The organism is Bacillus cereus (genome assembly GCF_015071065.1).
In the GTDB taxonomy this organism is placed as follows: domain Bacteria; phylum Bacillota; class Bacilli; order Bacillales; family Bacillaceae_G; genus Bacillus_A; species Bacillus_A cereus_BA.
In genome coordinates this window covers 239,963-265,370 of record NZ_VOVA01000004.1, presented here as the reverse complement: position 1 = coordinate 265,370, position 25,408 = coordinate 239,963, and the positions used below count along the sequence as shown (strand labels likewise).

Here is a 25,408-nt window from a genome sequence, read left to right as displayed (position 1 = left end):
TTCTAACACAAATTACAACTCACATCCGCATTTTTCTCAAAAAAAATACATTTTATTATGAAAACCTCATTAATGTTCGTCTTTTCCCTCTTCTCCTAGTTTATTACTACAAAAAAACGAGCATCAAATTTCTCTGATGCTCGTTCCTTTTTTATTATACAGCTTTTTCTTTATCTGCTACTGCCGGCTTATCCCAGCACTCTGTATTGTTCAATCCTGGAATAGACTCCGCATAAAAGACTGGATCTTTTCCTTGTTTCTTTTGCTTTACGTAATCTGATAATGCCGCGAAAGCATACTTAGATAGGAATACAATCGCAACTAAGTTTATAACAGCCATAATACCCATGAATAAATCTGCTAAGTCCCAAACAATTTGAATTGTTGCTACAGACCCTAACATAACCATACCAAGTACCGCAATTCGATAAACATTTAGTAAAACTTTACTTCCATTTAAAAACTCAATATTCGTTTCACCATAATAATAGTTTCCTACTAATGAGCTAAATGCAAATAAGAAAATTGCTACCGCTACAAATATAGATGCCCATGGACCAATATGCTGGCTTAATGCCTGCTGTGTTAATTGAATTCCATTTAAATCAGCCGCTCCAGGCACATCTGATAATAAAATAATAAATGCTGTACAACTACAAATTAATAATGTATCTGTAAATACCCCTAAAGTTTGAATGAAACCTTGTTTCACTGGATGCGTTACGTTAGCTGTTGCCGCAGCATTTGGCGCACTACCCATACCAGCCTCATTTGAGAATAATCCACGTTTTACCCCTAGTAAAATCGCAGCTCCTAATCCCCCGCCTACTACTTCTTTAATTCCGAAAGCATGTAGGAAAATTTCTTTAAATACATGCGGAATTTCCGTAATGTTTGTTATAACAACGAATAATGCAACTGCTACATATATAATTGCCATTACTGGAACAATCATTTCAACCGCACGTGCAATTCGCTTAACTCCGCCAAAAATAATGATTGCAAGTAAACCAGCCATAAACAGACCTACAAGTCTACTATCCATTTTAAATGCTCCATCAAAAGCTGCCGCTACTGTGTTTGACTGCACGGCATTGAAAATCAATCCGAAACTAACTGTTATTAGAACAGAGAAGACAACCCCTAGCCAGCGTTTCTTTAAACCCTTTTCCATATAATACGCTGGGCCACCGCGGAATGCATTCCCATCTTTCACCTTATAAATTTGCGCTAATGTGCTCTCTACAAATGCAGAAGCTCCTCCGATTACCGCGATTAACCACATCCAAAATACAGCTCCTGGTCCTCCAGCTGAAATTGCAATTGCCACACCAGCTAAGTTACCAGTTCCTACACGAGATGCTGTACTCATACAAAATGCTTGGAATGACGATACACCACTTTTTTCTTTTTGCGCTTTTCTTGTTTTTGAACTCGCTCCATCCCCAAGTAAGCGAATCATTTCTCCAAAGTAACGTATTTGAACAAACTTTACTCGGAAAGAAAAATAAAGCCCAAGTCCAATTAGCATTGCAATAATAATATATGACCAAAGAACATTATTTATATCCCCAATAACCCTAGTTAAAAAATCCATCATTGCGTTCCCCCTCTTCATAACAATAAGAAGATTATATTCTAAAAACTTTTAACAATCAAGAATTTTCGACAAGAAATGTAAGGTTTTATAACATGAAAATGTTAACAATTATAACATACTGTATTTTTTATAAAAATTATACTAATCATCTTTTAGCATTAATATCATTAATTACAACAAAAAAAAACGAGCATCGAATTCATCTCGATGCTCGTTTTTCCTTATACTGCTTTTTCTTTATCTGTTACCGTCGGCTTATCCCAACACTCTGTGTTCGTTAAACCAGGGATAGAATCTGCACTGAAGACTGGATCTTTTCCTTGTTTCTTTTGCCTTACATAGTCCGCTAATGCAGCATACGCAAATCGGCCAAGAAGTGTAATCGCAATTAAGTTTGTGATTACCATTAGACCCATAAATAAGTCTGCCATATTCCATACAACTTGAAGCGTCGCAACAGAACCGAATAGAATCATTCCAACTACTGCAATACGATAGATCGTTAACCAAGCTTTACTTTGTTTAATGAATTCAATATTCGTTTCACCATAATAATAGTTTCCTAGAAGTGAACTGAAAGCAAATAAGAAAATAATAACCGCTAAAAAGCTACTTGCCCATGGGCCAATTTGTGAACTTAACGCATTTTGTGTTAATTCAATTCCTTCTAAGTTTGTTGCCTTATATGCACCGGAACATAGTACGATAAACGCTGTTGACGTACATACTAAAAATGTATCTACTAAAACTCCAATTGTTTGAATAAACCCTTGTTTCGCTGGATGCGTTACATCTGCTGTTGCCGCCGCATTCGGCGCACTACCCATACCTGCTTCGTTCGCAAATAATCCGCGCTGAATACCAAACTTCATTGCAGCACCAATACCGCCACCTACAGCTGAATCTAAACCAAATGCACCTTTAAAGATTTCCGTGAAAACATCCGGTATTAAATAGAAGTTTTTAATAACAACGAAAACAGCTACTGCAATATAAATAATTGCCATTGGCGGAACAATCATTTCTGACATACGCGCAATACTTTTCACACCGCCAAAAATAATAACCGCAACTAATACTGCTAGTACAACCCCTACAATATAACGCTCAATGCCAAAAGCGTTTTTAAATGCTAACGTAACTGTATTTGCTTGTACTGAGTTAAAAATTAAACCGTAACTAATTGTGATCAGAATAGAGAACCAAATCCCCATCCAACGTTTATTTAAACCTTTTTCCATATAATAAGCAGGACCACCACGGAAGCCACTGCCATCTTTTATTTTATAAATTTGCGCAAGCGTACTTTCTACGAAACTTGAAGACGCCCCAATAATCGCAATAACCCACATCCAAAATACAGCTCCTGGTCCTCCCATAGAAATAGCTAGCGCTACCCCCGCTAAGTTCCCGATACCAATACGAGCTGCTGAACTCATACAGAAAGCTTGGAATGATGATACGCTTCCTTTTTTACGTGTCTTACCAGTTAACCCATCACTCATTAATCGAATCATTTCCCCTAAATGAGTAAGTTGTACAAATTTTAATTTAATAGAAAAATAAAGACCTAAACCAATTAACATTGCAATAAGAATATATGACCAAAGAATCGTATTCGTCGATGAAACGAACTGTTCTAAAATATCCATACAATTAACCCCTCCTTTTCCCCATAAATCGAATTATATTCAAAAAATATTCAAAAATCAACATTTTTCGACAATTTTAAATTTCCAAATTTTATAGGTTTATAACGTAACAATATTTTTTATGACTCCCCCTCCTCTAACTGCACATACTAAAACAAAAAATAATTTCATAAACAACATCATTGACAAAAACACCAACCTGTAACTATAATGATTACAACAAGTTGTAACAAACACAATTACAATAAATTCATTTTCAGATATACACTTTAACAAAACACTTTGGAGGGATTCATTATGAAAATCGGAATTATCGGAGCAAGCGGTAAAGCAGGAAGTCGTATTTTAAAAGAAGCATTAGATCGCGGACATGAAGTAACTGCAATCGTAAGAGATGCTGCAAAAATTACAGACCAAAACGTAAAAGTTTTAGAAAAAGATGTATTCTCTCTTACATCTAACAACCTACAAGCATTTGATGTAGTGGTAAATGCATTCAGTGCTCCAGCAGGACAAGAACATCTTCACGTAGATGCTGGAAACGTACTTATTGAAGCTATGAAAGGTGCACCAAATACAAAATTACTTGTAGTTGGTGGAGCTGGAAGCTTATTTGTAGACGAAGAAAAAACAACACGTGTATTTGATACACCAGGTTTCCCAAATGAATACCTTGCAACAGCTCAAAACCAAGGTAAAAACTTAGAAATCCTGCAACAAACAAACGATATTACTTGGACATTCATCAGCCCTTCTGCACTATTCGCATTAGGAAAACGAACTGGCTCTTATACAGCTGGTAAAGACAATCTTCTTGTTAACTCAAAAGGCGATAGCTACGTAAGTTACGAAGACTTCGCAGTAGCAGCACTTGATGAAATCGAGACTCCAAAACATGTAAACGAACGCTTCACAGTAGTTTCAGAAGCTGAGTAATAAAAAAGCTCGTAAACATAGTGTTTACGAGCTTTTTTCATCATCTGTTATATTGATTCGGTTTATGTGGTTCATTTGGTGTATAGGGTTTATTTGGTTTATTATCATGACCATTTGCTTTTTTCCAACTTACCGCTAACTCTGGACTTGTTTTTTCCTCACTACGCTCAAGTAATACAACCGCATTTTGAATCGTTGGCGTTCCTTTATGCGCAATTCCTTGTAATTTCGTTAAATTCCCTGATACTTTAAAGCTAAATCCACCCGATGGTGTTTGTTTCGGAATTAAAATGCGGAATTTTTCTCCTACATTAAATTCAGTTTTTGCTTCACCTTTTTCATTTACGAACTTCGCACCTTCTGGTGCACCTGTTGCTTGTACTTTATAAGTTCCGCTTTTAGCGTTTGTTTGCACTGTATATAAACCAGTTTCAAAAAACTCATCTTTTAATACTGCTTCTTGTTCTTCTGTAGGAGTTACACTCATCGTAATTTCTTGTAAATCTTCACTAGCATTTGCTTTTTCAACTATAGCTTTCGTGACTTTTTCTACATTTTTATTACGGAAATCTAAATCGTTAATATCAATTTGCTTTAATGCATTCCACACCGCAAGTTGCGTTGCATAATGAGCTTCTCTCCAATCAGAAACACCTAATTCTTGCGGGCTCTTCTGTGGATATCCGTTTAATAGTACGCGGTACACGTTAATATCCACTTTCCCCATTTCCGGTAAGTCTTGACCGCTCGGAGACTTCAAATCTACATTTAAGCAAAAGGCAATTTTTCCATCTGCCGTTTTAATAAGCTCTGTTCGAATTGGCTTCTTCTTTGACCTACTATAACTCCAATCCATTTCATACTTCGTATGATCCATAACCTCTGCGAATGCTTTTTGAAGTGGGAATAATAAGTTCGCAAATATAAATAAAACACTCAAAAACGCGGCCACTAGCTTGAACGATCTTTTTATATCCATGTCTACAACCCCTTATAAAATAACAAATTTACTACTGTTTATTATTTAGCTAGAAATCTTTTTTATGCATAAGCAAAACAAAAAAGAGTGCAAACTGTTTGCACTCTTTCCCTCTACTTGTTTAGAAATCAAAGTTATCCGGATCTGGACCAACGCGGTGATTTTCGTTTAACGCATCGATTCTTTCCATATCTTCTTTCGCTAATTCAAAATCAAATATACTTGCATTCGCAATAATACGCTGTTCTTTCGTTGATTTCGGAATCGTTACAACTTCATTTTGAAGATCCCAGCGTAAAATGATTTGCGCTGTTGTTTTACCATACTTATCAGCAATTTCTTGTAATGTTTCGTTATCCAATAGTTGCCCCTGCATAAGTGGTGACCATGCTTCCATTTGGATATTTTGTTCTTTACAAAAAGCTTGTAGTTCTTTCTGCGTTAAACGCGGGTGATACTCTACTTGGTTAATCATCGGCTTAATTTCCGCACCTTCCATTACATCCTTCAGATGATGGATTTGGAAGTTACTTACGCCAATTGCACGTACATGATCTTCTTTATAAAGTGTTTCTAACGCTCTCCACGAATCTTTATATTTCCCTTCAACAGGCCAATGAACAAGATATAAATCTAAATAATCTAGTTCTAATTTTTTTAAGCTCTCTTCATATGCAGCAAGTGTCGTTTCATATCCTTGATCTGCGTTCCACACTTTTGAAGTAATGAATAAATCTTCTCGAGAAATTCCTGCTTCTTTTATACCAGCGCGAATGCCTTCTCCAACTGCTTTTTCATTTCCATAAATCGCAGCTGTATCGATGCTACGGTATCCTTCTTTAATGGCTACTTTCACAGCCTCTACAAGTTCCGGTCCATCTTCTACTTTAAATACACCTAAACCGAACCAAGGCATTTCTACACCGTTATGCAATACTGTTTTACTTTGTAAATTTTTCATTATATTTTTCTCTCCCTTATTTCACTTGATCTCTTTTTTCTAATCTCATACTCCAAGCTGTTAAAATAACAGCGCCTACTACCATAATGCCACCTACCCAGGCTGTATGAATTAACCCTAACGAGTTCGTTACAATACCGCCTAAATAAGCACCGAGGGCAATTCCTGCGTTAAATGCTGCAATGTTCATTGCTGATGCAACATCGACAGCGCTCGGTACGAAACGCTCAGCCAAAATAACGACATATACTTGTAGTCCTGGAACATTCATAAACGCGAATAGCCCCATAAAAATAATTGTGATAAGCCCCGCTACTTGAAATGGCGCTGTAAATGTTAGTACGAATAATACAATTGCTTGAATAAAGAACATGTAAAATAGCGCTCGAATCGGATTATGATTCGATAATTTTCCGCCGACCATATTCCCAATCGCAATGGCGATTCCATACACTAATAAAATGATTGTAACGGTACTTGCTTCAAATCCTGTTACTTCTTGTAATAGCGGTGATAAATACGTAAATGTTACGAATGTCCCCCCATATCCTAATGCAGTAATGATGAAAACAAGTAATAGTCTTCCGTTCGTGATAAGTTTGAATTGATCACGAAATGATACTCGTGTACCTTTTTTTAAATTAGACGGAATTAGCATGCTGTTTGCGAATAAGGCAACGATTCCAATGACCACAATCACCATAAACGATGCTCTCCAGCCAAATTGTTGACCAATAAACGTTCCAATTGGTACACCTGTAATAGTCGCAACGGTTAAACCTGTAAACATAAAAGCAATTGCGCTAGCACGTTTATTTTCTGGTACGAGTGCAGCTGCAATTGTCGAACCAATCGACATAAAAACGCCATGTGCAAATGCAGAGACAACCCTCGCGATAAGTAAAACAGTAAAACTCGTTGCTACCGCCGCAATTCCATTACCAATAATGAAAACAATCATAATCCACATTAATAACGTCTTTCGCGACATACTAGCAGTTAGCGAAGTTAAAACAGGAGCACCAAATGCTACTCCTAAGGCATATAAAGAAACGGTTAAACCAGCTGTTGTAACCGAAACATTTAAGTCTTTCGAAATGGATGGTAATAAACCGACGCTAATAAACTCGGTTGTACCAATCCCAAACGCACTAATTGCTAGTGCTAATAAAGCAAACATATTTCTTCGATTCGTCTGAACTTCCGAAGATGATACTGTACATGAACTCAATTGAATTCCTCCTTAATACGAGAAATCCAATCATAATAGTGTGATAAAAAGGCCTTTTTATCTTCTACAAAAATAACTTTACTGCTGATAAATGCTATTATGAATGGCTTCACTCTTTTTTTGAAGAACGCACTTTAAAGTACGATAGGTACCAAAAAGTAACATAGGCACTTTTTAGTACCGTACTACTCATTTCCCTCTTACGTATGCTATTATGAAACATATTCAACACGATAAAAAGTACGTACTTTAAAGTGCTATAGGCACTAAAAAGTAACATTTGGGTTTATCCCGATTGATGAGGGCTAATAATCAGTTGAGGATGGAAAAAACACTGATTACAGTTACACTTTATTTAGCTTCTTTTGTTGAAGAACTGAAATCTAGATTCATCAAAGGAGATTTTAATATGAAGACATACAATATTCCTGTAGAAGCAACTTTAGAAGTAATCGGCGGAAAATGGAAGGTCGTTATTCTTTGCCACTTAACGAAAGGGACGAAAAGAACGAGTGAACTAAAACGTTTAATGCCTGGTATTACACAAAAGATGTTAACACAACAATTACGTGAATTAGAAGACGATGGAGTTATTCAAAGAAAGATATACAATCAAGTACCACCAAAAGTAGAATATTCCCTCACTGACTACGGTTGGTCCTTAGAATCGATTCTTGATTCGCTTTGTACTTGGGGCGAATGCCATCTTGAAAAAAGCGGTAACACCTCGATGCTAATCACAGAGGGTGAAGAATAATAAAAAGGAAAAAATGAACATATTTTTGTTCGTTTTTTCCTTTTTTTCTTCATATATATGTACATTTCTAACATAAACAAAATAATTTATGCGCTTTCATGCCTTGTCAGTACTAGGTTACAGGCTCAATATCAAATAATTAGGAATCATTTTTATGTTAACATACGTGTATATAGTATATAATATAGGATATATATTATATACACTTTCCGATAAAGGACCTTTCCATTATGCGGACAGGCCATGTATCGGACAGTTCATAGATAATAGGTAGGACATTATGGTTTTAGATTTATGATTTCAGCTTACTTGCTGTCATAAATTTAAAGGCATTTTATTGTGTTTTGTGAAACTTTGTATAAAGTTTCGCAAACTTTTGCTATCCTTACCTATATCGGGAATGTTTATTCCTACAAAATAAGAATATTGCTATCGTAAAGGAGAATTGGAGATGCCAGAAACTATGACTCAAACAAAGCCAGAACAAGAAACTGTACAAATTTCTGCTAGCCAAGGACAACTTGATGTACTTGATCAGTTGTTAAAACCTGAGGTACAAGAATCATTAACAACATTAGTAGAACAGCTTCCAAAATTAACTGAGCTTGTTAACATTTTAACTAAGTCTTATGACTTCGCTCAAACTGTTGCTACTGATGAAGTATTAAAAAACGACACTGTTAGTGCAATCCAAGAACTTGTAGAACCTGTAAAAGATACAGTGAAAAGCATGGCTGCAACTGCTATCGAAGCGAAAGATCGTGCTGACGAAAGCAACGAAGTTATCGGTCTTTTTGGCCTATTAAAGTTACTAAAAGATCCACAAGCACAAAAAATGTTCCGATTTGTGAACGCATACCTTCAAATTAGTGCAGAACGTAATAATAAATAATTTAATTTATAACAACAATTAGTAAAGACGGGGGATAACATACTATGTCAAAACAAATTGTCATCTTAGGCGCTGGTTATGGCGGTCTTCTTGCCGCTTTAAACGTACGTAAATACTACAGCAAATCAGAAGCACAAATTACAGTGATCAACCAATACCCAACACACCAAATCATCACTGAACTACACCGCCTTGCAGCTGGTAATGTTGCTGAGCAAGCAGTTGCAATGCCACTTACAAAGCTTTTCAAAGGTAAAGACATCGATCTTAAAATTGCAACAGTTGAGTCATTCTCAGTTGATAGCAAAGAAATCAAACTAGCTGGCGGCACTACTTTATCTTACGATGCACTTGTAGTTGCTTTAGGAAGTAAAACTGCTTACTTCGGTATTCCAGGACTAGAAGAAAACAGCATGGTATTAAAATCTGCTGCTGATGCAAACAAAATCTACAAACACGTTGAAGACCGTATTCGTGAATACGCTAAAACGAAAAACGAAGCGGATGCTACAATCGTAATCGGTGGTGGCGGATTAACTGGCGTTGAGCTAGTTGGTGAGCTTGCTGACATTATGCCTAAACTTGCAAAAAGCCACGGCGTAAATCCAAAAGAAGTTAAACTTCTTCTTGTTGAAGCAGGTCCAAAAATCCTTCCAGTATTACCAGACCACTTAATCGAACGTGCAACTACTAGCTTAGAAGCACGCGGTGTTACATTCTTAACAGGTCTTCCTGTAACAAACGTTGCTGGCAATGAAATCGACTTAAAAGACGGTCAAAAAATCGTTGCTAACACATTCGTTTGGACAGGCGGCGTACAAGGTAACCCATTAATTGGTGAATCAGGTCTTGAAGTAAACCGTGGACGTGCAACTGTTGATGCACACCTACAATCTACTTCTCACAAAGACGTATTCGTTGCTGGAGACAGCGCTGTTGTCTTCGGTCCAGAAGGTCGTCCATACCCACCAACTGCACAGATCGCTTGGCAAATGGGTGAGTTAATTGGATACAACTTATACGCAGCACTAGAAGGCAAAGCATTCGAAGAGTTCGCACCTATCAACTCTGGAACACTTGCTAGTCTAGGACGTAAAGATGCTGTTGCTACAATCGGAGCAAGCAATACTCCACTTAAAGGTTTACCAGCATCATTAATGAAAGAAGCAAGTAACGTTCGTTACTTATCACACATTAAAGGTCTATTCAGCTTAGCTTACTAAGCTGAATATAAGCCCGAATCATGCCCTGCATGGTTCGGGCTATTTTTATCCGTAATTTTCTCTAATTTATTTATTCGGCAGAAGAATAATATAATCCTCTATAATTATCAAAACATACTGACTCTTTTGCATCAAAATTGTGTATATGAAAAGAGCGGAAGTAGATATCTTCCCTACTTCCACTCTTTCACAAGAACTATTCTCCTAATTCCACTAAGCTGTAGTTCTTCTTCCCTTTACGAATAATGATGAATCGTCCATCAAATGAATTTTCTACAGTGACATCCGTACTGGCATCCGTTACTTTTGCACCATTCATAGAAATCGCCCCGTTATTAATATCCTCACGCGCTTGTCTTCTAGATGGTTCAATCCCTAAATCAACTAGCCACTCTACGATATTTTTCGTCTCTTTTGAAGATTGGAATGTCGGCATCTCTTTAAATCCTTGTTCAATTTCATCAGCTGTTAACGACTTAATATCTCCGCTAAATAACGCTGCTGTAATTTTCACAGCCTGTAAAAATGCTTCTTCTCCATGAACGAATTTCGTCATCTCTTCTGCTAATACTTTTTGCGCTTCACGTTTATGAGGCTCTGTTTCTACCTTCGCTGCCAATTCATCAATTCGCTCTTTCGTTAAGAACGTAAAGTATTTCAAGTATTTAATTACATCACGGTCATCTGTATTCACCCAAAACTGGTAAAATTCAAACGGCGTTGTCTTTTCCGAATCAAGCCAAATAGCACCACCTGCTGATTTACCAAACTTCGTACCATCCGATTTTAATAATAAAGGAATCGTTAATCCGAATACTTTCGCCTCATGACCTTCTAACTTACGAATTAAATCTAAACCACTCGTAATATTTCCCCATTGATCACTACCACCAATTTGCAATTGAACATCTTCTTCTTTGTATAAATGATGGAAGTCCATTGCTTGCAAGATTTGGTACGTGAATTCTGTGAAAGAAATCCCTGTATCTAAACGACTTGCGACAATATCTTTCGCTAACATGCTATTTATGCTAAAGTTTTTTCCGTAATCACGTAAAAACTCGATAATGTTTATTTTATGTGTCCAGTCATAGTTATTTACCATCTTCACTTCGCTATTCCCGCCGAAGTCAAATAGCTTTTTCATTTGCGCTGTTAACGCATCTACATTATGCTGCACCACTTCTAACGTTTGCAATTGGCGCTCTGATTGACGACCACTCGGATCACCAATTGTTCCTGTTGCCCCGCCGATTAAAATAACAGGATGATGGCCAGCTAATTGGAATCTCTTCATCATCATAAAAGGAATCAAATGTCCGATATGCATACTATCACCAGTCGGATCCACTCCGCAGTATAGTGAAATCTTTTTCTCTTCTACTAGCTTACGTAAACCTTCTTCATCCGTCTGTTGATTAACGGCGCCGCGCCATTCTAATTCATCAATAATATTCATCTTTTGTCATCCCCTTTATTTTTTTTCAAACAAAAAAGTCCCTATGTCTACGATAGACATAGGGACGATTATTCACCGTGTTACCACCCAGTTTGCATAAATAGCATAGCTATTCATACCACTCTTAGCAATAATATCGATTGCTACTCCGCTTAGCGTTACCTAAGATACTCCAGAGTGTAATTCACAAGTTTGTTTGTGCTAGGTTCCAGCAACCCCTAGCTCTCTTTGATAACAGTGACAAACTGCTACTAGGCTCTTTCAACGTATATTTTATTTGTTAAATTATTAGCCATTATATTGAATCGAAAACAAATTGTCAACAATATCCAACATTTTTCCCGAAATAATTCATGCTTTTATACGTTTTTCATTCAAAGGTTACTGTAGATCTTCTCCAATAATCCTTACTTCCCGCTCTAATTTCACACCGAATTTTTCTTCAACAGTTTTTTGTACGAAATGAATTAAATCAATATAATCTTGTGCAGTTCCGTTATCAACATTCACCATAAATCCAGCGTGTTTTAAAGAAACTTCCACTCCGCCAATTCGCTTACCTTGCAGTCCTGATTCTTGAATAAGCTTACCCGCAAAATTATTTGGTGGACGCTTAAATACACTACCACATGAAGGATACTCTAACGGTTGTTTTGATTCACGCTTAAACGTTAAATCATCCATTTTTCCCTTGATTTCTTCACGCACACCTTCTTCAAGTTCAAACTTCGCTTCAAGAATAATGTAGTGATTGTTCGCAAATACACTCTTACGATATCCAAATTCAAATTCATCTTTCGTTAAAGTGCATAGCTCTCCATCACCTGTCATTACAACTGCTTCTGTTAATACATAAGCTACTTCACCGCCATATGCACCAGCATTCATATATAACGCTCCGCCAACTGAACCTGGAATACCACAAGCAAACTCAAGTCCTGTTAAACAGTGATCCAATGCAATGCGTGACACATCAATAATCGCTGCACCACACCCCGCAACAATCGTTGTCCCTGTTACAGTAACACCTGTAATATGAATTAAACTTACTGTAATCCCGCGAAGACCACCGTCTTTAATAATAACATTAGAGCCGTTTCCTAAAAACGTAACTGGAATATTGTATTGATTCGCATACTTTATAACTTCTTGAATTTCATCATAATTCGTAGGAGAAACGAACACATCTGCTTTCCCGCCCACTTTAATATGCGTATGATTCTTTAACATTTCATCTTGCTTCACATGACCTTCAGGTAATACTGTACTTAAATATTTATAAACCTCTTGCATATTCATTTTACGATTCCTCTATTTCTATAATCTTTTTATCCCGCTATCCACGGGCCCATAATATCCCCACATAACAATGCGCTACAAATAAAAAGCACAAGTGGTGGATAAAGTGTACATAAAGCACACCTATAAACCTCTTAAATTATAAGAGGTTCCACTCATATTAAAATATATATCGCATAATAAAGCAACCCAAATGGGCTACTAAACTTGACATGTAACCATATAGACAACAATTTGTAAAATATATAGGTTTTTCAAAGCAATACCCTTCAGTATTTTACTATACCATACGAAAGAAAAGTGGTATTTTTTTGTAATTTTTACTTTGTTTTCATCAATAAAAAAAGAGCACATCCCACAGAATGTGCCCTTTCTATACTTTTTAAATTATTTTTCGTTCTCTTCTTTTTCCTTATCAAACCATAATAGCTCATCGTCATCAACTTCACCATTATAATTGATTAGAATCTCTTCGCCCGCTTTGATATCTTTGTAAGCAAAGAAGTTAAACGTATGATTATCAAAGACAATATCATACGTTGCATTCGGCTTATATGAATGATTAAATAACATGCCGTATCCTAAAAGGAATGCCGTATGATTTACCCCATACTCAAATGCGTAGTCAGCAAGTAACGTTTTCTCAATGTGTTCATGCTGTTCATTCGGATAAGAGATAACTGGTGCTGAGTGTAACAACTCACCCTTTTTAATATCACGAGTTGCAAATACACCTCTATTAAATTCTCCATCACTAAGTTCAGAAGTCTTAACTTCAATCATATGCGTCACCTATATATTTCTTTCTTCGAAGTATTTTTCTCCTTAAGCTTGGCAGAAAACGCGGAGAAAAGCAATTAAATTCCTACCAAGTATAAAAAGAGCACATTATTTGTGCTCTTTTTAGGTGATATTCTATGAAACCCCGCATATCAATTATTTCAGTTTAAATACCGCACTAACTGGGTTATGATCACTATTTTCAAATTTTAAATCTTTGCCTTGTACATTTACAATCTCGACATTCGGTGAAACGATAAAACCATCAATAATAGTGACGAAATTTTCACCTTCCACGTATTTCTTCACATCATCCCTTACTGTCATAATGGAAGGGTCTACAGCCCATTGAAATCCTCCGTCCGCAAAGTCCTTTGGTAACTCTACTAGCCATTCAGGACGCTCTTTTACAAACTTAGGATCGCTTAATTGGGCATTAGAAAGTAACTGGTTCCAATCTCCACCTAATATTACGTAATCACCATTTTGATAACACTTGTTCATATATTCTTTTAAATATTCCGCTTGTTGCTTTCTAATTTTTCCGCCCTCATCATAAGCAGATAGATGTACGTTTACGAGTCTAACATACTTCCCATTATTAACAGGGATTTTATGTTCAACAATCGCTCGATCTAAATCGAATAAACGCTTCGGCCAAGGCTCCATTCCTGGTAGTTGGAACCTCGTTGCTGTTTGAACTGTGTATTTAGAAAATGTACTTAATCCCCCTTCAGCATACCCCATCGGTTTCATGACTGGGACAGGAACCCACTTAGTATCGTAGTTCTTCCCAAATGACGAAGCATAATCAGGTAATCCTTTTTTCAAAAACTCATGTTCATTTACATCAAATGATCGGTGGGATTTTATATCAACTTCTTGCAATAACGCAAAATCGCTATTCTCATTTTGTAAAAATGAAAGCATATTTTTCAAATTAATCTCAGTTTGCTCCTTGCTACTCGAACCAGAACCCTTTCCTCCGTCCATAAAGAAGTCTTGGTCCTTATCTAATCCAGCGTATCCAATATTAAATGTTGTAACTTTAAATTCATTTCCTTGCTGCAATACACGCTCTTTGTTATTTTCAACCTTTACGTCTAAAACATTCGCTGGTTGCTCTTTTGTAAGTGTCATATAAGCTAGAAAGCCACCTAGAATACCAGCTATTATTAAAATAAATATTAATACTATTTTTAAAAATTTCTTCAAAACACATAACTCCTTTTTTGTAAAATAACATTTTATTTTCTGTATTTTCAGTTAAATAAAGATAGATTAAAGACACAAGAAATATTTTACCATAAAGAAAACTTCATATCATTATATTTTGCTAACAAATAATCGTTGTATCTCTCACTGCAATTATCTTGAAATTCAATCATAACATTTAAGAAGACAAGACTGTAAAGCAATTACAATCCACAACGGAGAAATTGCAACTTCAAAGAATATACAGGTCCTACTTTCCGCACTTTTCATTAACATATTTATTGGCAATCCAAAATAATATTTAGTACACTATAAATAGAACTTATAGGCGATGGAGTTCGCCGTAAACGCGAATTAGCTAATGACTCCTACCAGTATGACTACTGGTAGGAGTCTATTTTTTTTGAGTAAACTATTAGAGAGGTGAAGAAATTGATATATATTATTGTTGGTATAGCTGGTATATTAGGCGCTCTTTCTCGTTATTATTTAGGTTTTACTATCGATACGCTTTGGCATCATTCATTCCCATTTGCTACATTAACGATTAACTTAATTGGTTGTTTCTTACTTGCTTTGCTAACCACCTATATCGCTCGGTTAAACATCTTATCCTCCGAAGTTATTACCGGGATTGGAACCGGGTTTATCGGTTCATTTACGACATTTTCAACATTCAGCGTAGAAACTATACAGCTAATCAATCATTCACATTTTGGTATCGCATTTATATATATATCATGCAGTATGCTAGGCGGTCTAATTATGTCTGGGCTTGGCTATAAACTTGGAGATTTTTTACTACAAAAACACCTTGAGGAAGGTGAAATATCATGATTAACGCTTTATTAGTAGCAACAGGAGGATTCTTCGGTGCCATTACACGATTTGCAATTAGTAATTGGTTTAAAGAAAGAAATAAAAATTCATTTCCAATTGCTACATTCCTCATTAATATAACCGGAGCATTTTTACTCGGATATATAATTGGCAAAGGGATGACTACAAGTTGGCAATTATTATTAGGAACAGGATTTATGGGCGCCTTCACTACATTTTCAACGTTTAAATTAGAGTCTGTTCAGCTCTTCAACCGCAAAAACTTTGGCGTACTATTTCTATATTTAAGCGCGAATTATATGATTGGTATCCTCTTCGCATTCCTTGGGATGAAGTTAGGTGGAATATAAAAAAAGCGACTCTTTTACCGGTCGCTTTCTTTCATAAAAAGTATGTTGCACCATATGGAATTGAAAATAAACCAGCTGGATACACATCGTAATGTATACTTTGCACAGGAAGCTGCGAATACGACATATACTGACCCTGCATCATTTGCGCTGCTTGTGCTTGTTGTTGCATTTGAATAGCCTGATGCACTGCCTGAATTGTTATCTGTGCCCCGGCCAATGTAATAGCTGATCCTACTTGTCTTCCAGTGTAAAAATAATGGTTCATCATTATTCAGCTCACTTTTTATTTTTCTTCCATATCATATGTCTCTATTTCATAGTAAGTGTTTTATCCCGCTATTTGCGGGCAGTAAAACTCCCACCTCAAAATCCGGCTGGAGCAAAGAAGTTAGGTGGGGGATCAACTGCCCGTAAACGCCCGATTGGTGCGGGCTAATAATCAGTGGGGGATGAACCCCCACTGATTATAGTTTCACTTTATCGCTCTTGCCTTTTTCGAAACATCGAGAAAATAGCCACGAACAAAATCGCAATAATTCCAGTAAAAATAAATAAATAAGCTAATGGAATTAAGAAAAATGGTTCCACTAGTGTTCCATCTGGCTTCACTTCAGAACCAATTATATTAAACATAATTATGCATAACAATCCTAAAAATATCGGACTAGAGGCCAATAAATACTTTTTCTTCAACTTTGAAGTAATAAATCCAAATAGCGACACACCAATACCACTAAAGAACAATAGATAACTTACTGGTACTAGGAAAAAGAAAGGTTCTACAAGCAAACCATTTTCCTCTACTTTGCTAGTTGCACCTTGTATTAATAAACAAGTAACTCCTAACGATATCAGTACGATAGTTAGTAAATATTTATTTTTCATACTATGTTCTCCTTCAATTTCACAATTAATTTATTTGTATTCCTTTTCACTACCATCATAATAAGCCTGGATACATTATAAGTCAACAACTATTTATTGTTTTACGATAAACAATTGTTGTTTCAAACAACAAAAAGACTATAGACAATCATTGTCTATAGTCTCTTCACTCAATTATTTCACTCTAAAATATTCTTTTTGGAACATACACATTCTTATCGCATTATGGTAGTTACCATCAACGAAAAATTCGTCTTGTAACTCACCTTCCACCATAAATCCAACCTTTTTATAAACATGTACAGCCTTTTCATTCTCTTTATCAACAACTAAATAGAGTTTATGCATATTTAACACAGAAAAAGCGTAATCCATCGCTAAACGCGTTGCATCGGCAGCATAACCATGTCCTTGATAATTAGGATCAATAATAATTTGGAATTCAGTTCTACGGTGAATATAATCGATTTCTACTAATTCGACCAATCCAACCATCTCATTATCTTTCTCCAAGATAAAACGGCGTTCACTTTGATCATGTATATGTTTATCATATAAATCCTGTAGTTCTACAAAAGCTTCATACGGCTCTTCAAACCAATACGACATAATATGTGCGTTATTATTAAGTTCGTGCACGAACTTTAAATCTTCCCGCTCTAAAGGACGTAACTTTAATTCCTCACTCATTTCTATAACCTCCAAGTAAAATAACCTCTTCACTTAATTTCTCAATATTTTTCGATTTCAAACGTCCTATTTACATTGTAAACTTTCAAGTAACTTGAAGGTCAAGATGTAAAAAGGTAGTGCACACTTATGTATGCACTACTACTCTTTCTTCAAATCCCTCATATTGGATATGTATAAAGCAATTACTAAAACAAGAATGGATCCCGCATATAATAACGTCTCAAACGGTTCATCATGAGATACAATTATTAATCGAATTAAAGCCGTAATTCCGATATAAATAAAATAACGTAACGGAAAATGATAATTCGATTTAAAATACTTAATAATTAATGCAATGAACTCGAAATATAAGAAGTAGACAATGATGCTTTCAACTAATTTATAAGATGTATACTTCTTCGTCGAAAATATGTATTGAATAAAAGTAATCGTCTCATTAATTAAAAAGATAGATAAAACAATGGATAATATGATTAGAGCTATATTTAATATCCACTGCAAAACACTCGCGATAAAATGATCAATGTTAAATGATTTCATTTTCTGTTTAAACTTCCCTTCGTATAAGTACGTATTTATTATAGCAAAATTATGATTGAAACGAAGTTAAATCATATATTCGTCCTTTATTCCTCCCTGTGTGGGGGATGTTCGTTGTTTGGAGGAGTCTTTTGACCGTAGAGCTAGATTACATATTAAGAAATTCTCTCAATTGGCTATTAGTAGTTATCATGCCAAACAGAATTGTGTAATCTTGTAAAGCACGTAAATGAGCATGTTTAGACATACTATTACAGTTTGAGCAACGCCACCCTTTTTTTCTTTTAACATTGTCATTGTAAAACATTCCTCACACTGTACCCTCCTTTTTCAATTTTATATTGTGCAAGAATATTTTATCGCTGTGGAGAGTGCTCATTCATAATTTGATCTATACGTCCATTTATATTGCCAATCACTTTTTCTTTATATTGATTTTTAATCTGTTTTATTCTATTAGGTAAATTTGCACTGTGGATAACTTTATTAAGAAGTATTTTATCTGAAGCTTTAATAATTGTACGAGGTGAACTAATCACAATGAGGAATTGAATCGGAATATTATGTAAACCATGTAGACTCAGCCATTTTCTCAACTGCATCTCTTGCCGTTTCAGTTGTAAAAGCGGATCGGGGAAACCTTCTTCCGAAGTACCATCTGCTATTCGAATGAGCTGATTAAACTTTGCATCAAAGATTAATGTACCAATAATATTTTTTATTTCAAGAAAAAGAAGAAAACAGGATGAAACTATGAGGGTATCAATTTGGAAATAATGTTTCTGATCAAACAACCTGATATCATGTAAAATACGATATTCTGCTTCGGGTAGAAAACTCAGCGGATATTCAATTTGAGTCTTTTCATATATGGCTTATAGTAAAAAGCCACATATGACGAACTGCTACTATAATCGCGAACAGTACTACTTAAAATCATAAAATGAGGAGACGATAAAAAATGAACAAAAAAGAAAAAGTAATATCATCAATGCTGCTCGGATTCACATTAACAGGGTGTGCCGGTACTAAAGCCGAAGAAAATCATAGTAAACAAAAACAAGCTGCTGCCTATAAAATACAGACAGCAACTTCAACTAGAGTAGCTGTTATGATTTACGTAAGCTACAGTATATAATTTGGTTTTCTATTAGTTTTTTGGCATACTCATTTTTTGAGCTGCTTCTTTTTTTAATTTTGTACTAATAAACAGCGATTGGCCCATAAGGACCATTGATAATTTCTATTTTTGTTTCAAAAATATCCGTCAAAATTTTTGGGTCCATAACCTCTTCTACTGTTCCAAAAGCAGCAATTTGTCCATCTTTCATAGCACAAATTTTATCAGAATATTTGGCTGCAAAATTTATGTCATGCATAACAGTCAGAATTGTTCTTCCAAATTCATTAGCCGCACGTCTCAAATGCTCCATCATTTGAACAGAACGAGCAACATCAAGATTGTTCAGAGGCTCGTCCAAAAGTACATATTCAGTCTCTTGGCACAATACCATCGCTACATATGCCCTTTGTCTTTGACCACCAGAAAGCTCATCTAAATATCTATTCTCTAAACTAGTTAAATCTAAAAAATCGATATATTTAGAAATAATAACCTCATCTTCTTTAGTTAATCTTCCCTTTGAATAAGGAAAGCGCCCAAATCCAACTAGTTGTCTAATAGTAAGCCTAGTTACAAAATGATTTTCTTGTCGCAATATAGTCAAAATTTTTGCTAAGTCTTTTGATTTGGATTCAGAAACATCCATATTTGCTACCTGAATTTGACCTTCATCCATATCTAAGAGTCTTCCAATCATCAAAAGTGTCGTGGACTTTCCAGCGCCATTTGGCCCAATTAAAGAAGTAAAGCCTGCTTTTGGTATTTCAATATCCAAAGGTCCTATTTTCACCTTATCAGTATAGAACTTTTTAACATTATCAATTTTTATCATAAAGCCCTCTTCCTTAAAACTATAGTTAAGAATATTATTCCACCAAATAATTCAATAATAACTGAAACTACACCTTGAGCATGGAATACATGATACATTAAAAAGTATGCACTCGTCATTATCAAAAATCCTATAGCAAAAGCCATTGGAAAAATATATCTATGATCATAAGTTGAAGCCGCCTGATAACTCAAAGTTGCTACTAAAAAGCCGTAGAAAGTAAGTGGCCCAATTAGAGCTGTTGAGATGGACATCAAAATAGCAACTAATACAAGCGTATAAATTACACTAGGTTGATATTTAACTCCAAAAGAAGTAGAAACATCCTTTCCTAGTGATAATATATTCAAATTCTTAGCATGAGCAAAAATTAATACTGCTACAATTATGATCATAGGAATTACAATAGGAAAATATGCAGAATCTGCATGATTAACAGAACCAAATAATCTTGCTTGTAAAATATCAAACTCTGAAGGCGCAAGTAGTTTTCTCATGAAAGTTGACACAGAATTTAGCCCGGTACCAATAATAATTCCAACTAAAAGCATAAGTTGTAAATTACCGTATTTACCGGAAAGTAACCATCCATAAAGTATCAAACTCATGAAGACCATAACAACAACTTGAAATAAAAATGATCCAATTCCACTAAAATTTATTAATGCACTAGCACCAAAGAAGAATATTGTACTCGTTTGAATTGCTGAATAAAGTGATTCGAAACCTAAAAGCGAAGGAGTAATAATCTTATTGTTCGTAATAGATTGGAAAGCAACTGTCGACAAGCTATGGCAAACTGCAGCAATAATCATTGCAACAATAGCTACTATCCTTCTCTTAACAACTGGGATAAAAGAAGGTGAGTCTATCGGAACTGGATTGTTATAAACTAAAAGTCCATATGAAGAAAGGAGGCCTAAAGCAATCAATGTTATTAGTAAAATCCAATAACGTCTTTCTTCCTTCTTAGAACGAAAAGCACTAGCTGATCTACTTTCATTATGAAGGCTAGAATCGATTTCGACATTTTTTTTATTTCTATATTCTAATGTGATCATCGTAGCCTCCTTGGTTTTCTTTGTCTCAATAAAATAGTAATAAACACGACTGCTCCCACTGTTGCAAGTATTAAAGAAACAGGTACTTCAAAAGGCTTTATAATTGTTCGAGAAATGATGTCACAGGCAGTTATTGTCCCCATTCCGATCACACATACCCAAGGTAAATTACTCCTAAGATCATCACCTCTAAACATTGAAACAATGTTTGGAACAATTAATCCCAAGAAAGGTAAGTTTCCAATAACAGCTGCAACAACTCCAACTGCAACAGAAATAAGGCCAGTCCCAAAAAGAACAATTCTATTGTAATTCACTCCAAGGCTTGTTGCGACATCTTCTCCTAGTCCAGCTAGAGTCAATCTATTAGCATACATAAAAATAAGCAAAGTAACGATAACAATCAGCCATAAATATTCATATCTTCCCACCTGAACGGTAGCAAATGAACCTACAAACCAAGTTTCAATACTTTGCGTCATTTGAAAAAGGAGTCCTAGAAAAGTAGATACTGCAGAAATAACTGCTCCAAGCATCAATCCAATAATCGGGACAATTAAAGACGAACGAAGTTTAACTCTTCTTAAAAATAGAAAGAAAACCATAGTTCCTATAAAAGAAAAAATGATTGCACCAGTCATTCTTTGAACTAAAGTCGGGGCAGGAAATAATAAATATACAAAAAGCAAGCCTAAACCTGACCATTCAATAGTCCCCGTTGTAGTAGGTTCAACAAAACGATTCTGTGTAATTAGTTGCATTACGAGCCCTGCCATCGCCATTGCAGCTCCAGTAAGCATTAATGCAACTGTTCTCGGAACACGAGTTATGAAAAACATCTCCATTCCGTCCTCTTGTCCACGTATATCATAAACTCCAGTAAACAGTGATATAATCCCTAAAATTATAACAACTATAATCGCTATTATAAAAGGTTTTGTCCATAATTTATTGTGATTATAAAACTGGGGTTGAGAATTATTCTCAACCCTAGAAATTATATTTTTTGACACTGTTTCGTACTCCTTTACACTACTTAGCTAAAGTTTTTGCAATATTTCCAAACAACTCTATATAAGTCTCAATTGATTCATTTGTGTAAGTATCTGCTGGTGCATAAACAATTTGTTTTTTAGAAACAGCAGTTGTGTTTTGAAGAGCAGGTGATTTAGAAATAACATCCTGAGCAGGAGCTGAAGTAGCAGCATCAGATGTTGCAGCATCACGATCTAATACGAAAAGCCAATCAGGATTTGTTTGTGCAATAGCTTCAACAGAAACGTCATCACCTTTATGACCTGCAGTAGAATTAGACACTTCTAGTGCTGGAGTCCAACCGAAAATCTCATACATTGGTCCCCAAACGCGACCAGAGTGAGGAGCAGCAAAACCAATATTCCCACCAGTAACGATGACACTCATAACTTTATCTTTTCCATTATAAGCAGATTTTACATTTTCAATAGATTTATCAAAATCAGCTACTAATTTTTTAGCTTCTTTATCTTTATCAAAGATTTTTCCTAAAGAAATTGTAGAATCTTTAAGTCCTTTTACTAAGTTTTCTCCAGGCTTAGTAGCTTTCTCAGAAACATCAACATTAAGATCAATAACAGCTGCATTTGGCACTAATTTTTTGATCTCTTCGTAATGGCCAGCAAATCTTTGACCAACGATTACAAGTTCAGGGTTTGCCGCTGCAATAATTTCAAGATTTGGTTCGCGGTGATTTCCAATATTTTGAACTTTACTATCCTTTACATATGCTGAATCTGCAGGCATTACATCCTTTGGAGCAGCCGCTAATTTAATTCCCCAATCAGCTAAAGTTTCAAAAGTTCTATTATCCAAAGCAACTACATTTTTTGGATTTACAGGGACTTTAACAGTTCCATGTGCATCAGTGATTTCAACTGTTTTTGGCTTATCACTACTATCACCTTTATTAGCTTTCGAAGTTTCCTTACTTGAATCTGAGCAAGCTACTAACATTAAAGTGAAAATTGCTAGAATACTCACTAATTTTAAAAGCATAGATTTTTTCATACGTATACTCCTTATAATGTAATTTAGTTCGAAAATGATAAAGTCCATAGATTGAATTAGATAGTAACTTTTATTCACCCAAATCGCTATTGATAATCATTTTCATTTGAACATCCTGTTAATTAGTATAGTCATTAATTATGTGAAAATCTTGTGAATGGTGTGAGTTAATAGAATTAAGCATTGGATACGGCCTCAACTAATTCGTACTAGGGTCATCCCTCCACACTAACCAATAGATGAGCACCTTATAAATCATGATTTCTCCTACAAAACTCGCCCATTAATAGCTAATATTCTCATAATCCATTGCCTGATAGAAATATTCTTTTTATAGCTTCTGTCTCCTTAATATTTCTCAGAAACTATTTAATTATCAAATTTAATAAAAAAACGAGTAAAACTGAATGAAATAGTTTTACTCATTTTTTCTATTATGCCAAACTGCACTTTACCTATTATCTTATTTTTATCATTCAATCATTGAATAGCCCCTGCCATGTATCGTTTGAATATATCTGTCTTTCTTCTCGCACTTCAACTTTTTTCTGACATACCCAATATATAAGTCTACTACATTTGGATTTACTACTACGTTATATCCCCAAACCTGATTCAAAAGCATTTCACGGCTCAATATTGTGTTTTTATTCTTGATTAAAAATACAAGTAAATCGTACTCGCGCTTAGTAAGTGAGAGATTTTCACTACCTTTTTTCACAATATTGCTAGATGCATCAACAAAGAGATCTTTAAACTGGAAAAAGTTTGTCTCATTTTGCTGGATATAGTCACTTCTCCTTAAAATCGCTTGAACCCTTGCTACTAATTCTTCTTTCACAAATGGTTTTCTTATATAATCATCCGCTCCTGCTTGTAACCCTTCTATGCAATCCTTGCTAGAAATATTGTCGGTCACAATAATTATCGGTGTCGTTTTAACAAGTCGTATTTGTCTGCAAATTTCTGGTCCCGATATACTTAATGAATCCCAATCCAATACGATAATATCCCAATCTTGTTCATATATTATATTTAAACCTTGGTTTTCATTGTGAAGTTTTAAAATGAAATAGCCTTCTTGCGTTAGACCGCTTACGATTTTCTTTGCTAAAGACCGTTCATTCTTAATTACCAACACCCGCTTCACCGATGGTTCACCTCTACTTCAATATAACTTAGTTAGATAAAAAAATTATTCCAAAAAAATAATTTAAGATTTATAAATTTTAAGTTCCTAAAAAATCCATCATAACAGCTTATTAGGAGAACTCTATATAATCTTACAATAGATATGGATAAAAACACAAAATATATGAAGATTTAAATAAACATTATTTAATCATTAAGGGACATCTATAGAATCTACCTGCTTATCACCAATAACTATTTCTTCATTTTCTGTTTCAGGGGTTCCGCCCCATCCCCATCAACTTAAGCATTTTATAAAACCACAAAACAAAAAAACAGTATTCTTTCTATTAAAACTGCCTTTTATACACTGATTCATTTTTTAAGATGTTCTTAAGATTGGCTTTAATAGAGTTTAAGGTTACTCTCCTATAATGCAATTGTAGCAAGTTAACAAACAATGAAATAAAGGAGAGATACAACATGAAAAATGTATTGAAATGGGGTTGTCTAACATTATTGATATTAACGATTCTGGGAGGCATTGGTTTATTTTTACTCGGGAAAACACTTTGGGGAGCTGCAGATAAGATGGTTCAGGATCCTCCGAAAGAAGAATTAGTAATTGTAGATACACAACAATATTCTAACGACTATGTTCAAGATCCAACCGGTAGGAAATACGCTGGGAAAATCGTTGAGATAGCTGGTGTGGTGAAGCAAGTAAATAAAGATAACATTGAGCTAGAGGGTGAAAAGAACATCAGTATAGATTTTCAAAAAAACGTAAAAATTACTGATTTAACAGTTGGCGATACTGTTACTATACGTGGGTTTGATGCAGGATACGATAAGGATAAAGATGAGTTTTCAATTGTGAAAAGCATTGTTATAAAATAATAAGAAGAAAAGGCAGC

25 protein-coding genes, 3 pseudogenes, 1 riboswitch and 1 other annotated feature are annotated in these 25,408 nt (G+C 35.2%); of the genes and pseudogenes, 8 read left to right on the top strand and 20 right to left on the bottom strand.

Annotated elements, in window-relative coordinates; all coding sequences use genetic code 11:
• Positions 1-154: 154 nt before the first annotated feature.
• Both FT637_RS14615 and FT637_RS14610 read right to left on the bottom strand, forming a co-directional pair.
• Complete coding sequence (locus FT637_RS14615) at positions 155-1,597, bottom strand: alanine/glycine:cation symporter family protein (protein ID WP_193647029.1); 1,443 nt, start codon at positions 1,595-1,597, stop codon at positions 155-157.
• A gap of 224 nt (positions 1,598-1,821) precedes the next feature.
• Positions 1,822-3,252 carry an alanine/glycine:cation symporter family protein gene (locus FT637_RS14610; RefSeq protein ID WP_193646911.1) on the bottom strand — a complete coding sequence of 477 codons (1,431 nt, stop codon included), beginning with the start codon at positions 3,250-3,252 and terminating at the stop codon, positions 1,822-1,824.
• Positions 3,253-3,549: 297 nt separating this feature from the next.
• Here FT637_RS14610 and FT637_RS14605 point away from each other — a divergent pair, with 297 nt between their 5' ends.
• Positions 3,550-4,188 carry an NAD(P)-dependent oxidoreductase gene (locus tag FT637_RS14605; RefSeq protein WP_193646910.1) on the top strand — a complete coding sequence of 213 codons (639 nt, stop codon included), beginning with the start codon at positions 3,550-3,552 and terminating at the stop codon, positions 4,186-4,188.
• A 40-nt stretch (positions 4,189-4,228) separates the two neighbouring features.
• On the opposite strand, the gene FT637_RS14600 is transcribed toward FT637_RS14605, so the two are convergent.
• From FT637_RS14600 to FT637_RS14590, 3 genes are all read right to left on the bottom strand, one after another.
• Positions 4,229-5,167: a thioester domain-containing protein gene (locus FT637_RS14600; protein WP_193646909.1), complete on the bottom strand. Its 939-nt coding sequence runs from the start codon at positions 5,165-5,167 to the stop codon at positions 4,229-4,231.
• A gap of 121 nt (positions 5,168-5,288) precedes the next feature.
• Positions 5,289-6,128 carry an aldo/keto reductase gene (locus FT637_RS14595; protein ID WP_227493803.1) on the bottom strand — a complete coding sequence of 280 codons (840 nt, stop codon included), beginning with the start codon at positions 6,126-6,128 and terminating at the stop codon, positions 5,289-5,291.
• A gap of 16 nt (positions 6,129-6,144) precedes the next feature.
• On the bottom strand, positions 6,145-7,308 hold the full coding sequence (locus tag FT637_RS14590) for an MFS transporter (protein ID WP_193647027.1): 1,164 nt from the start codon (positions 7,306-7,308) through the stop codon (positions 6,145-6,147).
• Between the two features lie 460 nt (positions 7,309-7,768).
• On the opposite strand from FT637_RS14590, the gene FT637_RS14585 reads away from it, so the two are divergent.
• The 3 genes from FT637_RS14585 to FT637_RS14575 all read left to right on the top strand — a co-directional run bounded on the left by FT637_RS14585 (position 7,769) and on the right by FT637_RS14575 (position 10,231).
• The gene (locus FT637_RS14585; RefSeq protein WP_193646908.1) at positions 7,769-8,116 is read left to right on the top strand and encodes a winged helix-turn-helix transcriptional regulator; all 348 of its coding nucleotides are present in this window, start codon (positions 7,769-7,771) and stop codon (positions 8,114-8,116) included.
• 451 nt (positions 8,117-8,567) lie between these two features.
• Entirely contained in the window at positions 8,568-9,008 is a 441-nt protein-coding gene (locus tag FT637_RS14580; protein ID WP_070145413.1) for a DUF1641 domain-containing protein, read from the top strand.
• 44 nt (positions 9,009-9,052) lie between these two features.
• Entirely contained in the window at positions 9,053-10,231 is a 1,179-nt protein-coding gene (locus FT637_RS14575) for an NAD(P)/FAD-dependent oxidoreductase (RefSeq protein WP_193646907.1), read from the top strand.
• A 196-nt stretch (positions 10,232-10,427) separates the two neighbouring features.
• Here FT637_RS14575 and tyrS read toward each other — a convergent pair whose 3' ends face one another.
• From tyrS to FT637_RS14555, 4 genes are all read right to left on the bottom strand, one after another.
• Positions 10,428-11,690, bottom strand: a complete 1,263-nt coding sequence (gene tyrS / locus FT637_RS14570) for a tyrosine--tRNA ligase (protein WP_193646906.1) — start codon at positions 11,688-11,690, stop codon at positions 10,428-10,430.
• A gap of 57 nt (positions 11,691-11,747) precedes the next feature.
• Positions 11,748-11,964, bottom strand: a binding site (T-box leader).
• A gap of 107 nt (positions 11,965-12,071) precedes the next feature.
• Positions 12,072-12,989, bottom strand: a complete 918-nt coding sequence (gene murB, locus FT637_RS14565) for a UDP-N-acetylmuramate dehydrogenase (protein ID WP_193646905.1) — start codon at positions 12,987-12,989, stop codon at positions 12,072-12,074.
• A gap of 387 nt (positions 12,990-13,376) precedes the next feature.
• Positions 13,377-13,772: an SET domain-containing protein gene (locus tag FT637_RS14560; RefSeq protein ID WP_193646904.1), complete on the bottom strand. Its 396-nt coding sequence runs from the start codon at positions 13,770-13,772 to the stop codon at positions 13,377-13,379.
• A gap of 153 nt (positions 13,773-13,925) precedes the next feature.
• On the bottom strand, positions 13,926-14,984 hold the full coding sequence (locus FT637_RS14555; protein WP_193646903.1) for an endonuclease/exonuclease/phosphatase family protein: 1,059 nt from the start codon (positions 14,982-14,984) through the stop codon (positions 13,926-13,928).
• A 318-nt stretch (positions 14,985-15,302) separates the two neighbouring features.
• A riboswitch (Fluoride riboswitch) is annotated at positions 15,303-15,362 on the top strand.
• Positions 15,363-15,416: 54 nt separating this feature from the next.
• Between FT637_RS14555 and crcB (FT637_RS14550) the strand changes: the two genes are divergently transcribed.
• Entirely contained in the window at positions 15,417-15,821 is a 405-nt protein-coding gene (crcB, locus tag FT637_RS14550) for a fluoride efflux transporter CrcB (protein ID WP_193646902.1), read from the top strand.
• A complete protein-coding gene (gene crcB / locus FT637_RS14545) occupies positions 15,818-16,174 on the top strand; it encodes a fluoride efflux transporter CrcB (RefSeq protein WP_193646901.1) in 357 nt (118 codons plus the stop codon). The genes crcB (FT637_RS14550) and crcB (FT637_RS14545) overlap by 4 nt, the downstream gene beginning before the upstream one ends.
• A gap of 31 nt (positions 16,175-16,205) precedes the next feature.
• Here crcB (FT637_RS14545) and FT637_RS14540 read toward each other — a convergent pair whose 3' ends face one another.
• The 6 genes and pseudogenes from FT637_RS14540 to FT637_RS14515 all read right to left on the bottom strand — a co-directional run.
• Entirely contained in the window at positions 16,206-16,445 is a 240-nt protein-coding gene (locus tag FT637_RS14540; RefSeq protein ID WP_193646900.1) for a DUF3947 family protein, read from the bottom strand.
• 209 nt (positions 16,446-16,654) lie between these two features.
• Positions 16,655-16,870, bottom strand: a complete 216-nt coding sequence (locus tag FT637_RS14535) for a DUF3955 domain-containing protein (protein WP_193647026.1) — start codon at positions 16,868-16,870, stop codon at positions 16,655-16,657.
• Positions 16,859-17,062: pseudogene (locus FT637_RS14530) on the bottom strand (DUF3955 domain-containing protein); the annotation flags it as partial. The gene FT637_RS14535 and the pseudogene FT637_RS14530, both read right to left, overlap by 12 nt.
• A gap of 174 nt (positions 17,063-17,236) precedes the next feature.
• The gene (gene speG / locus FT637_RS14525; RefSeq protein ID WP_193646899.1) at positions 17,237-17,752 is read right to left on the bottom strand and encodes a spermidine N1-acetyltransferase; all 516 of its coding nucleotides are present in this window, start codon (positions 17,750-17,752) and stop codon (positions 17,237-17,239) included.
• Between the two features lie 141 nt (positions 17,753-17,893).
• Entirely contained in the window at positions 17,894-18,298 is a 405-nt protein-coding gene (psiE, locus tag FT637_RS14520; RefSeq protein ID WP_193646898.1) for a phosphate-starvation-inducible protein PsiE, read from the bottom strand.
• A gap of 49 nt (positions 18,299-18,347) precedes the next feature.
• A pseudogene (locus tag FT637_RS14515) lies at positions 18,348-19,152 on the bottom strand (nuclease-related domain-containing protein); the annotation flags it as partial.
• Positions 19,153-19,259: 107 nt separating this feature from the next.
• On the opposite strand from FT637_RS14515, the pseudogene FT637_RS14510 reads away from it, so the two are divergent.
• Positions 19,260-19,376 (top strand): annotated as a pseudogene (locus FT637_RS14510) (DUF4822 domain-containing protein); the annotation flags it as partial.
• Between the two features lie 124 nt (positions 19,377-19,500).
• Here the strand turns inward: FT637_RS14510 and FT637_RS14505 are convergent.
• The 5 genes from FT637_RS14505 to FT637_RS14485 form a co-directional block, all read right to left on the bottom strand.
• A complete protein-coding gene (locus FT637_RS14505; protein ID WP_193646897.1) occupies positions 19,501-20,253 on the bottom strand; it encodes an ABC transporter ATP-binding protein in 753 nt (250 codons plus the stop codon).
• Positions 20,250-21,314, bottom strand: coding sequence for an iron chelate uptake ABC transporter family permease subunit (locus FT637_RS14500; protein WP_193646896.1), 1,065 nt, complete (start codon positions 21,312-21,314; stop codon positions 20,250-20,252). Before FT637_RS14500 ends, FT637_RS14505 begins: the two co-directional genes overlap by 4 nt.
• Complete coding sequence (locus FT637_RS14495) at positions 21,311-22,327, bottom strand: ABC transporter permease (protein WP_193646895.1); 1,017 nt, start codon at positions 22,325-22,327, stop codon at positions 21,311-21,313. The genes FT637_RS14500 and FT637_RS14495 overlap by 4 nt, the downstream gene beginning before the upstream one ends.
• Before the next feature lie 19 nt (positions 22,328-22,346).
• Positions 22,347-23,360, bottom strand: coding sequence for a siderophore ABC transporter substrate-binding protein (locus FT637_RS14490; RefSeq protein ID WP_193646894.1), 1,014 nt, complete (start codon positions 23,358-23,360; stop codon positions 22,347-22,349).
• Between the two features lie 472 nt (positions 23,361-23,832).
• Positions 23,833-24,510: a response regulator transcription factor gene (locus tag FT637_RS14485; RefSeq protein ID WP_193646893.1), complete on the bottom strand. Its 678-nt coding sequence runs from the start codon at positions 24,508-24,510 to the stop codon at positions 23,833-23,835.
• 464 nt (positions 24,511-24,974) lie between these two features.
• Here FT637_RS14485 and FT637_RS14480 point away from each other — a divergent pair, with 464 nt between their 5' ends.
• Positions 24,975-25,391 carry an OB-fold protein gene (locus FT637_RS14480; RefSeq protein ID WP_193646892.1) on the top strand — a complete coding sequence of 139 codons (417 nt, stop codon included), beginning with the start codon at positions 24,975-24,977 and terminating at the stop codon, positions 25,389-25,391.
• The last annotated feature ends 17 nt before the right edge of the window (positions 25,392-25,408 follow it).

What these genes read in the sequence shown, in the direction of transcription:
- FT637_RS14560 (WP_193646904.1), bottom strand. Translation starts at nt 13,772, where the DNA reads ATGATTGAAGTTAAGACTTCTGAACTTAGTGATGGAGAATTTAATAGA.
- psiE (WP_193646898.1), bottom strand. Translation starts at nt 18,298, where the DNA reads ATGAAATCATTTAACATTGATCATTTTATCGCGAGTGTTTTGCAGTGG.
- crcB (WP_193646901.1), top strand. Translation starts at nt 15,818, where the DNA reads ATGATTAACGCTTTATTAGTAGCAACAGGAGGATTCTTCGGTGCCATT.
- FT637_RS14605 (WP_193646910.1), top strand. Translation starts at nt 3,550, where the DNA reads ATGAAAATCGGAATTATCGGAGCAAGCGGTAAAGCAGGAAGTCGTATT.
- FT637_RS14540 (WP_193646900.1), bottom strand. Translation starts at nt 16,445, where the DNA reads ATGATGAACCATTATTTTTACACTGGAAGACAAGTAGGATCAGCTATT.
- murB (WP_193646905.1), bottom strand. Translation starts at nt 12,989, where the DNA reads ATGAATATGCAAGAGGTTTATAAATATTTAAGTACAGTATTACCTGAA.
- FT637_RS14595 (WP_227493803.1), bottom strand. Translation starts at nt 6,128, where the DNA reads ATGAAAAATTTACAAAGTAAAACAGTATTGCATAACGGTGTAGAAATG.
- FT637_RS14575 (WP_193646907.1), top strand. Translation starts at nt 9,053, where the DNA reads ATGTCAAAACAAATTGTCATCTTAGGCGCTGGTTATGGCGGTCTTCTT.
- FT637_RS14615 (WP_193647029.1), bottom strand. Translation starts at nt 1,597, where the DNA reads ATGGATTTTTTAACTAGGGTTATTGGGGATATAAATAATGTTCTTTGG.
- FT637_RS14490 (WP_193646894.1), bottom strand. Translation starts at nt 23,360, where the DNA reads ATGAAAAAATCTATGCTTTTAAAATTAGTGAGTATTCTAGCAATTTTC.
- FT637_RS14580 (WP_070145413.1), top strand. Translation starts at nt 8,568, where the DNA reads ATGCCAGAAACTATGACTCAAACAAAGCCAGAACAAGAAACTGTACAA.
- FT637_RS14480 (WP_193646892.1), top strand. Translation starts at nt 24,975, where the DNA reads ATGAAAAATGTATTGAAATGGGGTTGTCTAACATTATTGATATTAACG.
- FT637_RS14500 (WP_193646896.1), bottom strand. Translation starts at nt 21,314, where the DNA reads ATGATCACATTAGAATATAGAAATAAAAAAAATGTCGAAATCGATTCT.
- FT637_RS14505 (WP_193646897.1), bottom strand. Translation starts at nt 20,253, where the DNA reads ATGATAAAAATTGATAATGTTAAAAAGTTCTATACTGATAAGGTGAAA.
- FT637_RS14590 (WP_193647027.1), bottom strand. Translation starts at nt 7,308, where the DNA reads ATGTTTGCTTTATTAGCACTAGCAATTAGTGCGTTTGGGATTGGTACA.
- tyrS (WP_193646906.1), bottom strand. Translation starts at nt 11,690, where the DNA reads ATGAATATTATTGATGAATTAGAATGGCGCGGCGCCGTTAATCAACAG.
- FT637_RS14610 (WP_193646911.1), bottom strand. Translation starts at nt 3,252, where the DNA reads ATGGATATTTTAGAACAGTTCGTTTCATCGACGAATACGATTCTTTGG.
- FT637_RS14600 (WP_193646909.1), bottom strand. Translation starts at nt 5,167, where the DNA reads ATGGATATAAAAAGATCGTTCAAGCTAGTGGCCGCGTTTTTGAGTGTT.
- speG (WP_193646899.1), bottom strand. Translation starts at nt 17,752, where the DNA reads ATGAGTGAGGAATTAAAGTTACGTCCTTTAGAGCGGGAAGATTTAAAG.
- FT637_RS14585 (WP_193646908.1), top strand. Translation starts at nt 7,769, where the DNA reads ATGAAGACATACAATATTCCTGTAGAAGCAACTTTAGAAGTAATCGGC.